Raw genomic sequence first — 13,395 nt, forward strand, 5'->3', positions numbered from 1 at the left:
TTGGTCCATTCCCTTCGTATTGTCCACGAGGCGACACGTATGAATCCACAGAAAATAACTGAAACCCTTCTTCAGCAACGGCTTTCGCTGACGTCGTATGTATACAGCGTCTGCCGGAATTACCATCTCGCGGAAGATGTGTTTCAGGAAATGTGCGTCAAGGCGGTGAGTGAAAGAGAACGGTTCACGTCCAAGGATCACTTGGTCAATTGGTTTCGAGTCAGTTCAAGGAATCGTGCAATCGACATTATTCGTACTCGCGAGGGTCGTTACGTGGGGCTTTCCACTGAGACGCTTGATTTGCTTGAGGAGAATTGGACCGAAGCGGGCGATTCATGGCGTGAGTTGCGGTTTGAGGCTTTGGCCCAATGCATGGAAATGCTTACGCCACGTAGTCAAGAGATCGTCAAGTTGCGTTATTTTGAAAATCGCTCTGGAGGTGAAATCGCGAGCTTTATCGGAGGCAAGGTGGAGTCGGCTTATCAGCTGATCTCTCGGATCCACAAGACGCTTGGGAATTGTATTTCTCAGCGATTGGAGATGGAAAGCCAATGAACGAGTCACAACGGGATGATTTTTTGGCTCGAGTTGCAGCCTATCAGGACGGGGGCTTGGCCGAGTCTGAACTCGCAAAGTTCGATCTTGAATTGCGGGAAGATCGCGAGAAGTTAGAGCTATTTATTGAGACTCAAAAACAGTCTGCTGCGATTGCGGAGTTGTGTCGCCATCGCGTCTTCGTTAGCGATGATTCCATGGTGGCGTCACCGAAGCAATTGAAGTGGCGATTGGTTCCGATCGTTTGGGCATCCTTGGCGCTAGCTGGCTGTCTTGCGTTTTTTCTTTTACTTCCCTCACGCGATGGCGATCCGTCCTTGGATGTTGCGATTCAAGGCCGCGTCATCGTTCCGCCGGGATGTGCTGTTATCACGTATGCCAATTTTGCACGTTGGGAGGGAACGAGTCTTCCCCTTTTGGATAAGTATCTCGACCATCACGATCATTATCAGCTTCAGGCCGGTTCCACACGCTTTGAGATGCCAAGCGGCGCGATTGTGTCGATAGCTGGACCAGCCTCGTTTCGTTTGCTGGATTCTAAGACGATCAAGATGGTGAAGGGGAAAATGACCGCAAGGATGCCTCATGAAGAAAGCGAGTTAAAAGTCATCGCGGGCGATCTTGAGGTTCGAGATATGGGGACCGCGTTTGGCCTATCGACGCGCGACAATGGAATGGTGGATGTTGCGGTTTTTGATGGAAAGGTTGCAGCACGTGTGACCAGCGATCCTTTGTACTCGGAGGAGCAAACCTTTGTTGAAGGTAAGGGGTTTTCGACGAAGGGCGATGGAAAAGGGCTCCGAGAGATTCCATTTGCTCCCGAAATGTATCAAGACATATGGCCGTTAAGTGTTGGGATCGATGAGGCTTCGAACCTGATTGAGTTTGTTGCGCCAGGGCCGGACCTTTCTTTTGAGTCTCTGGCGAGCGATCACAAGCTGTTCCTGATCCCTGAGCAATTGAATCATCGAGTTGTTCGGGACATTGGAGTCGATTTTTTCGGGGCCGGTGCATCCTGGCCGGCCAACAAAGATGTGCGTCAAAAAATTGGTGTGGGTAATATCGTCAGCAGCTATCTGTTGGTGTATCAGCCTGAGGATATGCAGACCATTAGGCGTCTTTCGCTCAGCGGTAGCGTTACGTTCGAGCACGAAATTCTCGGCGTTGCGGTTGGGCGTATTCAACTCCAGCGAAGCGATCGTGAGTTTGGGCTTGCGGGCATTGACTATGCGTCCATGGACATGCGATGGCTCGAAGACGTGGATACCGAAGAAGGTCTATTGCCTGCGGACTCACTGCGAATTAGTGAGGACGGAAGGCAACTCTATTTCCATCTAAATGTCGGTGCGGGTATGGATCACATTCGTATTCTCGTGGGTGAAAGCTAAGCGAAGCGTATTTTCTCGGTGCGAATCGCAACGGGTTTGTGGTTGGCAGCGATTTGTTTGTTTCTGAGCGCCGTTGCGCTCGCAATTTTTCTTCTTTGGAGTTAATGATGAGAGTGTTTCGAGACGACCGACGAGCCTTCACGCTTGTTGAATTGTTGGTCGTGATTGCCATTATTGGTGTATTGGTGGGGTTGCTCCTTCCAGCGGTTCAAGCGGCCCGTGAAGCGGCACGCCGCATGAGTTGTAGTAACAACGTCAAGCAAATTGGGCTTGGCATCCACAACTATCATTCGGCCTACCAGCAGTTGCCGACGCAGCAAACCGGAACGCGCAGTCCAACCAATAGTATGAGCGCTGGGATTGCGGGCGGAGGCGTCGGTAACAATATCTTGCATCTGAGTTATCTTGTAGGTTTGACGCCTTTCGTCGAACAGCAGGCGCTTTGGGAACAGATTTCCAATCCACTTAATGTGAATTCGGACGGAAGTACGCCTACGCTTCCATGGTCAGCGATGGGGCCTGCTCCTTGGCAAACCCTCTATGTTCCCTGGATGACGGAAGTGTCCACCTTCCGCTGCCCAAGTGATCCCGGGTATGGGCTTCCGGCGATGGGCCGAACCAACTATGCGGCCTGCTTAGGGGATTCATGGGTGCGGAACAACGGTTCGGCGATCTATTTTGGTGGAGGAGCTTGGCGCGACAACGATAGTGCTCGAATCGCGGCGGTTCGCAGCAATGCCCGAGGTGTTTTCAAAGGGCGATTCGTGATGAGGTTCCGCGACGTCCTTGACGGACTTTCAAATACGATCATGTGCGGCGAGATTAACACGGATCTCGGTGATCGCGATATCACAACCGTTGCTCTGAGAAATCCCGGAAATTGGGTTTCCCTACGAGACAACCCGAAGAATTGCTCGGGGGCGATCGATCCGCTGCGTCCGCGGTTTTGGGATAGTTCTATCGTTCAAATAACAACGGGCAATCCTTCAAACAACCAACTTGATAATGTCAACCGCAGTCGTGGCTATCGTTGGTGTCATGGTGTTCCGCAAATGACCGGTTTTTCTACGATTTTGCCGCCCAATAGCGAACTTTGCCAGTTAGGCAATGATTCTGCCGAATCGCAAGGGTCGATCAGCAGTCGCCATCAAGGAGGCGCTCATGTGCTTATGGCTGATGGTGCCGTGAAATTCATTACCGAATCGATCGAGGCTGGCTCGAGTCGAAGTGGGATTGTTTGGGCTCGCGGAACGGGTACTCAGGCCCCCGGTTTCGAGAGTCCGTTTGGTCTATGGGGTGCCCTCGGTACTCGGGCTAGCAAGGAAACGATTAACGCCGACTTCTAGCCTTTGTTTTTCGTTCCTGCGTGATTCTTAGCGTTTTTTCAGTCGCCAGCGAATGACGTTCGCTGGGCGACTTTCTCTCTACATCTGTTTACACATTTTCTTCTGAAATACATTATGTTCTTTAAGACGATTCAGCTGCTGTCAATTTGTCTCATCCTGTTTTGCGTTGCCGGATGTGGTAAACCAAAGAATACCGTCATTGATCCAGGGGACACGGTGATGTCCCCCGAAGAGATGGAGGCCTACAATCAAGAAAGCGCCAGCGGCGGCGCTGATCGATAGGTTATATTGATCATCAAGACACTGCTGAACCTACCCAAGCCGAGCCCACCCACATTAATCACCCTGCCATGAAACTTCGACTTGTTCTATTCTTGTTCACGGTCACGATCGCCTGTTCCAGCTATGCCGCCGAGCAGCCTAACATTGTCTTGGTCTTTATTGACGATATGGGATGGGGAGATTTTTCGTGCTTCGGTAATACCGAAGCCGCGACGCCTCATATTGATGCGATGGCGGAAGAAGGGATTCGCTTTCACCAATTTTACGTCAATTCGCCGATTTGTTCGCCATCGCGAGTAGCAATCTCTACCGGCCAATACCCGCAACGTTACCGGATCTCGTCGTTTCTGAACAATCGCAAGGACAACGCGCGACGTGGTGTGGCGAATTGGCTCGACCCCGCCGCGCCAATGCTGGCTCGATCGCTTCAGCAAGCCGGCTATGCTACGGCGCATTGTGGAAAATGGCACATGGGTGGTCAGCGTGATGTGAATGACGCGCCTCCGATCACTGCATACGGGTTCGATACTTCGCTGACCAACTTTGAAGGGATGGGGGCAAAGCTATTGCCGTTGACCGAAGTGCCGAACAAAGACGGAAGTGTGAAAAAAGGGAAGATATGGGGCAACGCAGTCAACTTGGGTGAGCCCGTCAAGTGGATGTTGCGTTCAGAGATCACTGGTGGGTTCGCGGACAAAGCAATCGAGTTTATCAACCAAACGCAAGCCAGCGGCAAGCCGTTCTACATCAATGTTTGGCCGGATGATGTCCATGCTCCGTATTTTCCGGACGTCGAAAATTGGTCGGACAATCCACATGGACTTTACTTGTCGGTGTTAGAAGAAATGGACAAGCAACTTGCCAATCTTTTTGACCGAATCAGGAGCGATGAGGCACTGCGAGACAACACGCTAATTCTGATCTGTTCTGACAACGGCCCTGAGCAAAACGGTGGCTCGGCGGGTCCCTTTCGAGGCTTGAAGGCAACTCTTTTTGAAGGCGGAATTCGTTCACCGTTGATTGTATGGGGACCAGGATGGATTCCTGCCGATCGACAAGGAAAGATCAATAGGTCGTCCGTTTTTGCCGCAATTGATTTGGTTCCTTCGCTGTTGGATTTGGCGGGAGTGTCGGCCCCAGAGGACACGCAATTTGATGGGGAAAACCTAGCCGAAACTCTGATCGGCAAAGCAGATGCTTCACGTTCAGCTGCCCTCTTCTTTCGTCGGCCTCCTGACCGAAAACAGTTTCGTCGATTCGAAAATTTGCCTGATCTGGCTGTTCGCGAAGATCATTGGAAATTGCTGTGCGACTATAGTGGTGACCGTCCGAAATTGTTCAATTTGACCACCGATCCGTCGGAATCAAAAAATGTAAGTGACCAGCATCCTGAAGTAACCAAACGTTTGGTTGCCGCTGTGCTTCAATGGAACCGCAGCTTGCCCGCGGACGCGGGCGATCCAGACTTTCCCACATCGAGGTAGAAACGAAAATGAAACCATCCCATCTGCTCGTTTGCTTTTTTGTGATCGTATTGGGCGTGATCATGTTCGTTGACGTTGCCACAGCAGCAGACAGGCCGAACATGGTTGTTGTCATGGTCGATGACATGGGGTTTTCGGACATCGGCCCTTATGGCAGCGAGATCCCGACGCCCAACCTCGACGCGTTAGCGGCTGGTGGAGTGAAGTTTTCGCAGTTCTACAACACGGGACGATGTTGTCCGACACGAGCGTCCTTGTTGACCGGGCTCTACTCCCATCAAGCCGGCATTGGATGGATGACTGCGGATCAGGGTGCACCTGGTTATGCAGGTCGGCTCAATAACAAGTGCGTCACAATCGCCGAGGTCCTCCGCGAGGCTGGCTATTTTACGGCGATCACTGGCAAATGGCACGTCGGTGCTAACCATGATGTGAATCCCTGGGGTCGCGGGTTCGATCGGAACTTGACCTTGGCGGCCGGTGGTGTCCATTTTTCAAATCAGACCGGCAGCAAAGGGGGCGCGAGCTTGTTCCTCAATGGCGAGACGATAGCGTTGGACGATCCGCGAGCGAATCCGCCGTGGTATGGCTGTGATTTGTGGACCGATCAAGGAATAGACTTCGTGGACGAAGCGATCGCAGCAAACAAACCATTCTTTTGGTATTTGGCTCATACGGCACCTCATTTTCCATGCATGGCACCGGAGGAAACCATTGCCAAGTATCGAGGCAAGTATATGGCGGGTTGGGACAAATTGCGCGAAGAACGATACGCACGCCAAATTGCTTCTGGTTTGATCGATCCGAATTGGAAGCTTGAAGCACGCCCCGAAGAGGTCCCCGCTTGGGATTCGCTGTCGCCTAACGAGCAAAGCCGCTATGACGACATGATGGCGATTTATGCGGCGATGATTGACCAAGTGGACAAAAACATTGGCAAGCTGGTCGACGCTTTGCGAGAACGCAACCAACTCGACAATACAATCATCCTATTTTTGTCTGACAACGGTGGAAATGCCGAGGCGGGGGTGACTGGAAAATACAACGGAGCGAATCCTGGTGACCCGCACTCCGATGTTTTTATTGGTCGCTGTTGGGCACATTTGAACAATACGCCATTTCGCAAATACAAACATTACAACCATGAAGGCGGAACCGCGACACCTCTGATTGCCCATTGGCCCCGCCGTATCAAGCCCCTCAGTGGTCCTAGTGGTTGGATTGAAACGCCAACACACGTGATCGATATCATGGCAACGTGCGTTGATTTAGGAGGAGCGACTTACCCTCAAAGCTACCAAGGTAACGCGATCACGCCGATGCAGGGGCAAAGCTTGAAACCACTGATGGTCGGTGCAGGAAACTTTGCTGATCGGCCCTTGTTTTGGGAGCACGAAGGCAACGCCGCGATTCGTGTAGGGAATCGCAAGTTGGTTCGCCAAGGCATGAATGGCGATTGGGAATTGCTCGATTTGAAGGCGGATCGCACCGAGCAGAACGACCTAGCGAGTGAAATGCCAGAGCAAGTCGCCGCACTTTCAACTCAGTGGCAGAAGTGGGCCAAGGAAGCCAATGTGCTTCCGAAACCAAAGAATGGAAAGAAGAGAAAGGGGCGAAAACAACCGAAGCAAGCTGCAAAGGCAAAAGGATAAATCAATGGCGAAGATTGCTCGAATCGTCACGGCCATTCTGATGCTAGCCGGTGCCGCTGCGGCAGCTGGCAAACCAAACATCGTTGTCTTTCTCGCCGACGATCATGGGTGGGCGGATAGTTCCGTGTACGGTAGTTCTTGCGCAAAAACACCGAACCTACAATCATTGGCTGATCGGGGGATGGTCCTCGATCGAGCGTTTGTTGCTTCGCCCGCTTGTGGCCCAAGCCGTGCCGCACTGTTGAGCGGATTAATGCCTGCACGCAATGGAGCCGAGCCGAACCATACGATGCCACACGATGGTGCATTGACAATGGTGAACCGACTTCAGCAACAAGGCTATGAAGTGGTCGCGTTCGGAAAGGTGGGGCATGGTAGGGAAACCGAAATGGCGGGTTTTGACCACAGTCGTGACTATCCGAAACAGCGCGATCGAGATGGCATCAAAGGGCTGGTACAGAACTTCTTCGCGAATCGGCAATCGGACAAACCGCTGTGTTTGATGGTGGGCGACCATCGACCTCACGTCGCATGGATCAAAGAATCGTCGTACGACCCAAATCAGGTGGTATTGCCCGTCGCTTCGGTGGACACTAAAGAAACTCGCGAACACTGGGCACGCTACCTTGCCGATGTCACCGGGATGGATGCGATGGTGGGCGAAGTCGATCGTATGGCCCAAGATTATTTCAAAGGCGATGACTTTCTGTTTTTGTATAGTGCAGATCATGGAGCCCAATGGCCTTTTGGCAAATGGAATCTCTATGATTCAGGAATCCGCACACCGCTGATTGTCCGCTGGCCAGGTCATGTGAAACCGAATGTTCGTACCGATGCGATGGTCAGTTGGGTCGATGTGATGCCGACCCTCGTTGACATTGCTGGTGGGACGGTTCCAAGTCACATTGATGGACGCTCTTTCACGCAAGTTCTCTTCGGCAAACGTAGCGACCATCGCGATGTGATCTTTTCCACGCATAGTGGGGATGGAAATCGGAATGTTTATCCCATCCGAGCGGTGCGTACGGAGAAGTACAAATACATTCGAAACCTGCGGCCGGATTGTTATCACTCGAATCATTCCGATATCGATCGCAAAGATGGTGCTGGAGCGTATTGGGATTCATGGGACGAAGCTGCAAAAAACGATCCGAAAGCTGCGGCAATCGTCGGGAAATACTATGTGCGTCCTGGAATCGAGTTCTACGATCTTGATAGCGATCCCCACGAACAAGTCAATTTAGCCGAAGATCCTAAGCAGGCTGCCACCATCGCAGAAATGTCATCGATGCTCGATGATTGGATGAAGACGCAAGGAGACACACAACGTGTTTTCAACAAACCCTACCCAGTGACAGGGCCTAAGCCGGTTGATGTTGCACCTAAGCCGCGACAGCGTCCTAAAAAGATCAAGGGCTAACAGCCTCGCCCTTTCATGACAATGACCTACCTCTCGACTGAAACATTAACACGGTAAAACAAATGCCCCACCTGAAGTATGCAAAACAGTTTTTTGCGATCGATGTCGCAGTCATTGCGATGGTGATATTGTCGACGTGTGCTGTCGCGTCCGACAAACCTAACATCATTGTTGTGCTAGCCGATGACTTGGGCTATTCCGATCTTGGATGCTATGGCGGCGAGTTGAGTACGCCCAATATCGACGGCCTTGCCGAGGGCGGTATTCGGTTCACTCAGGTTTACAACTCGGCACGGTGTTGCCCTAGTCGCGCGTCGCTCATGACTGGATTGTATCCATCGCAAGCTGGGATAGGTGACTTCACGACGAGGCAACCTGATCCCAATCGCGGCCCGGGGTACCTTGGTCGCCTGAACGATCAATGTGCAACAATTGCCGAAGTGCTCAAACCCGCCGGGTACGGGTGCTACTATGTTGGTAAATGGCACATGCATCCCGAAACCGGACCAATCAAACGTGGCTTTGATGAGTTCTACGGTTACACCAATGATCATTCCCATGACCAATACGATGCGGACTATTATTTTCGCTTGCCCGAGGGCCGTGCGAAGGAAATTGATCCCCCTGCGGATGAGTTTTACGCAACCGATGTTTTCAACGAGTACGCCCTAAACTTCATTCGCAAAGGGCAAAAGAGTGAAAAACCATGGTTTTTGTTCCTTGGTCATTCATCGCCCCATTTTCCAGTGCAGGCTCCCAAAGAACGCGCGGACAAGTACGAGAAAGTCTACATGCGCGGTTGGGATGTGTTGCGTGAAGAACGTTTTAAACGGATGCAAGAAATTGGTTTGGTTGATGGTGAACGATGGAAACTGAGCCCTCGTTCGCTCGTGCCCGTGGACCGAGATGACATCGCCAATGGTTTTTCGGGACAAGATAATCCTGCTTGGGATTCGCTTGATGAGGATCGGCAACGCGACCTGGCTCGTCGCATGTCGGTGTTCGCGGCGATGGTGGAAGGGGTAGACAACGGAGTCGGCCAGATTGTTGGTCACTTGAAGGAAACCGATGACCTCGATAACACCCTGATTCTTTTCCTTAGTGACAATGGCGCATGTTACGAATGGGGACCGTTCGGTTTCGATGGCCAATCAAGACGTGGGACGACGACGCTGAGAACGGGCGATGCGATTCAAGGAATTGGTGGACGCGGCACGCATCAATCCTACGGCAGTGCGTGGGCCAATCTAGGCAATACACCGTTCCGGCTCTACAAACACTTTACGCATGAAGGTGGCATCAGCACGCCGTTCATCGCTCATTGGCCAAAGGGAATTGGCAAATCCGAGGATTGGGTTCGCGATCCCGCTCACGTGATGGATATCATGCCGACGTTGATCGAAGTGGCCGGGGCGAAGTACCCAGAAACGCTTCACGGCAACGCCATCACACCGATCGAAGGAACCAGTTTGTTGCCTGCGATGCGTGGCGATGCACTTCCAAATCGAACGCTTGGCTTTGACCACCAAGCGGCTCATGCATTGCGGAAGGGCGACTGGAAAGCGGTCTATGCCAAGCGAATGCCTCATGAACTTAAGTGGGAACTTTACAACCTTGCCCAAGACCGTTGTGAGCTAAATGATCTTGCCGAGCAACAGACCGAGCGATTGAAAGAGATGGTCGGACAATGGGAAGAATGGGCGCGGCATGTTGGTGTGATTTGGAAACCGAATGAGCCCGTTGCCAAGAACTTGGAAAACCAAGGGGGGCTTGATTCGCCGCAAATCGTGAATCGCGATTTGCGTATTGAGGCACTTGTCAATGCGAAAGAGCCCAAGGGAGTCGTGATTGCGCACGGCGGAATACAGTACGGTTATGCATTGCACTTTGTCGATGGACACGCCGCGTTTGATGTTCGCGTCGATGGTCATGTCGAACGCATTATTGCGAAACAACCCTCGAGCGGCAAAGTTGAACTCACGGCAACACTCAACCCCGAGTTGATGACGCTATCGGTTAACGATACCGAATCGCTATCGCGTCCTTCACCCGGGTTGATTCCGGTCCAGCCGATGGATGGTATGAACATTGGTTTCGATGATCGATCTGCCGCAGGTGACTACAATGCGCCAAATCCGTTCAATGGAAAGGTGCTTCTTCACAAGGTGGTCGTCGTGCCGCCAACTGCGGTTGGTATGCCCAACCGAGAGTCGGCTAACAATGGCACTCCTGTGAGTGGCAAAAAGAAGCCAAAGTCAATACCCCGTTCAAAGTCTCTTGATAAGCCGTTCTCGTCGGAATTGATCACAAAGTGGGGCGAATCGGTCACGTCCCAAAACGCTTGGACGGAGTATCCGCGTCCCCAACTGCAACGCAAGAATTGGTTGAATCTCAACGGCAAGTGGGATTACGCCATCACTTCAATTGATCAAGAAGAGCATCCTACCCAATGGGCGGGCCAAATCCTTGTGCCCTATTGTTTGGAGTCCAAACTTGGCGGGGTTGAGCGATCACTCGATGAAAAAGAAACGCTTTGGTACCACCGTCGATTTGATGTTGAGCAAACTGGCGACGAGCGACAGTTGTTGAATTTTGAAGCGGTCGACTATCGCTGTGAAGTCTTTGTCAACGCTAAGTCCGTTGGTACGCATCAAGGAGGAAACAACCCTTTCTCGTTCGACATTACTGATTCGGTAAAAGTGGGCGAAAATGAGTTGGTTGTGCGTGTCGAAGATGCGACGGAGGCGTTTCAGTTGCGCGGCAAACAAACACTCGAACCTCGAGGTATTTGGTACACGCAGGTTTCGGGTATCTGGCAAACCGTGTGGTTGGAACAAGTTTCAAACAGTTACATCCAAGACTTGTTTATTACAACCGATGCGAGTGCCGGAACGATCCGTGTGCAACCTGTCATCGAAGGAAACGGATCGATCCGAGTGGTTGTGAAAGACGACGAACAAGTGGTTGCGAAAGTGACGGCTTCCGACACCGTTGAATTGAAAATCCCCAACGCGAAATTGTGGTCGCCAAGTTCCCCTCATCTGTACAAGATCGAAGTGACATTGATCGATCAACAGGGGAAGGCAGTCGATGTGGTAGAGTCGTACACCGGAATTAGGACGGTGGGTAAAATCCAAGATGCCGACGGCCATTGGCGATTTACGCTCAACGGTGAAGTGTTGTTTCACTTTGGACCGCTCGATCAAGGTTGGTGGCCTGATGGTCTTTTGACTCCGCCATCGGATGAAGCAATGCTGTTTGATATCGAGTGGCTCAAGGAAGCGGGTTTCAACATGATCCGCAAGCACATCAAAGTCGAGCCACGTCGCTACTATTACCACTGTGATCGACTAGGCATGATGGTTTGGCAGGATCAAGTCAGTGGTGGCCCGAAGCCAAAGTGGACGCGGTTAGTGGAAAATCCGGTCGATGCTGATTGGCCCGACGCTGAGCATCAACAATTCATGGACGAGTTCGAAGCGATGATCAGCACGCTCAAAAATTATCCTTCGATCGTGGTGTGGACTCCCTTCAATGAAGCTTGGGGACAACATCGCACGATCGAAGTCGGCAAATGGACGAGCAAACGCGACCCTTCGCGGCTTGTGAATGTCGCCAGCGGTGGGAATTTTTGGCCGATCGGCGATATCGTGGACGCCCATAAATATCCCGACCCCGGCTTTCCGTTCGACCAAGATAGTAATGGCCGCTTTGACGACTACATCAAAGTGGTCGGTGAGTTTGGCGGTCACGGTTACCCGGTGAAAGGTCACTTATGGGATTCAGACCGAAGGAATTGGGGTTATGGCGGATTGCCAAAAGATGAAGCTGAATACAAATCGCGATATGTGAAATCGATTGAGCTATTGGATACACTTCGTTCGCAAGGGATCGCCGCAGGTGTCTACACACAAACGACTGATGTCGAGGGCGAGATCAATGGGTTGATGACCTACGATCGTAAAGTGATCAAGATACCGGCCGACCAATTGGCCCAGTTGCACGCGAAGCTTTACGGTTCAATCGAGACGAAAAAAGCTGACGAGTTTCCAAAATCAGCGTTCATCGAACAGTCTACCGATCGCAAGCCCGTCCCCGTCATGGATCCCGAGGCGATCCGTGCCGGTCTGGATTCGCACGACCGCGCACTCTATATCAAATCAGGTTGGATTCGTGACCCGTACATCACTCTTGGCCCGGACGATTACTACTATCTTACCGGCACCCAGCCCATCGAAAATGATCCGCGTGAAGCATTAAACCCATACAACATCGGTCTTGGTGGCGAGAGTATTGTCGGCGATCAAGTCCGTGTCTATCGAAGTAAAGATTTGATCGACTGGGAATCACTTGGACCGATCTTTACGGTCGACGACACCCACAAAGCCGCGAATCAGAATAAGAAGATGAAATCGCGATTGATTTGGGCACCCGAAATACATTGGATGGGTGATCGTTGGGCGCTTGTGCATTGTCCGAAGTCGCACTCCAGTTTGGCCGTTTCCGCCGGTAAGGAGCTATCGGGGCCGTGGACACATCCCATGGATGGAGGCATGGGGCCGCGACATGATCCATCGCTATTTACTGATGATGATGGAGCGGTTTACATGTTGTGGCAGAACACGTTGATCGCGCCGCTCAGTGAAGACTTGACACAGTACACGGCCGAGCCAATCCGGATTGATCCGTCTGGAACTCGTCCTGCTCCAGATGGAAAACCGATCAGCCGGATTGGGCACGAAGGCGCAACGATGATGAAAGTCGGTGGCAAGTACGTCCATCTAGGAACGGCGTGGTCGACCGACCAGGGACGAAAGGGCTCTTACAATTTGTACTACTGCGTTGCGGACAAGATTACCGGGCCTTATGGACCGCGGAAATTTGCCGGTCGCTTTCTTGGTCACGGCACGCCCTTCAAAGATAAGAACGGTAAGTGGTGGTGTACGGCATTTTTCAATGCGAACGTGCCACCACTAGCCCGTGACGGGATTGAGGCCCGGGATCTCGGTAACAATGCTCAAACGATCAACGAACAAGGAGTGACGATCGTCCCGCTTGATGTGCAAGTACTCAAAGATGGTGAAATCTACATCCGAGCCAAAGATCCCGCATACAAGAACCCAGGGCCTGATGAAGCGCAGACGTTTGAAGAGCTTGATAATCCCGCGTCCTAGCGTCGAAACGGGATTGGGACTGAAATTTGCTCGCAATACCACTGGTGAATTCAAAGCAGTGCCTTTGCCGTTTTGACTCGTCTTTCAGCTACGA

8 protein-coding genes are annotated in these 13,395 nt (G+C 51.9%); all 8 read left to right on the top strand.

Features of this window, described 5'->3' with window-relative positions; translation table 11 throughout:
• The first annotated feature begins 39 nt into the window (after positions 1–39).
• The 8 genes from CA13_RS19410 (at position 40) to CA13_RS35395 (ending at position 13,301) form a co-directional block, all read left to right on the top strand.
• Positions 40–555 (top strand): RNA polymerase sigma factor, encoded by a 516-nt coding sequence (locus CA13_RS19410; protein ID WP_146399420.1) that lies wholly within the window; start codon positions 40–42, stop codon positions 553–555.
• Positions 552–1,943, top strand: a complete 1,392-nt coding sequence (locus CA13_RS19415) for a FecR family protein (protein ID WP_146399422.1) — start codon at positions 552–554, stop codon at positions 1,941–1,943. Before CA13_RS19410 ends, CA13_RS19415 begins: the two co-directional genes overlap by 4 nt.
• A gap of 107 nt (positions 1,944–2,050) precedes the next feature.
• Complete coding sequence (locus CA13_RS19420; protein WP_419194581.1) at positions 2,051–3,289, top strand: DUF1559 domain-containing protein; 1,239 nt, start codon at positions 2,051–2,053, stop codon at positions 3,287–3,289.
• Between the two features lie 114 nt (positions 3,290–3,403).
• Positions 3,404–3,571 (top strand): hypothetical protein, encoded by a 168-nt coding sequence (locus CA13_RS35390; RefSeq protein WP_419194582.1) that lies wholly within the window; start codon positions 3,404–3,406, stop codon positions 3,569–3,571.
• 68 nt (positions 3,572–3,639) lie between these two features.
• Entirely contained in the window at positions 3,640–5,055 is a 1,416-nt protein-coding gene (locus tag CA13_RS19425; RefSeq protein WP_146399427.1) for a sulfatase family protein, read from the top strand.
• 62 nt (positions 5,056–5,117) lie between these two features.
• Positions 5,118–6,707 (top strand): arylsulfatase, encoded by a 1,590-nt coding sequence (locus tag CA13_RS19430; protein ID WP_419195128.1) that lies wholly within the window; start codon positions 5,118–5,120, stop codon positions 6,705–6,707.
• Between the two features lie 4 nt (positions 6,708–6,711).
• Positions 6,712–8,127, top strand: a complete 1,416-nt coding sequence (locus tag CA13_RS19435) for a sulfatase family protein (protein ID WP_419194583.1) — start codon at positions 6,712–6,714, stop codon at positions 8,125–8,127.
• Positions 8,128–8,189: 62 nt separating this feature from the next.
• Positions 8,190–13,301 carry a sulfatase-like hydrolase/transferase gene (locus CA13_RS35395; protein WP_473087469.1) on the top strand — a complete coding sequence of 1,704 codons (5,112 nt, stop codon included), beginning with the start codon at positions 8,190–8,192 and terminating at the stop codon, positions 13,299–13,301.
• Positions 13,302–13,395 lie beyond the last annotated feature (94 nt).

Source organism: Novipirellula herctigrandis, assembly GCA_007859835.1.
In the GTDB taxonomy this organism is placed as follows: Bacteria; Planctomycetota; Planctomycetia; order Pirellulales; family Pirellulaceae; genus Novipirellula_A; species Novipirellula_A herctigrandis.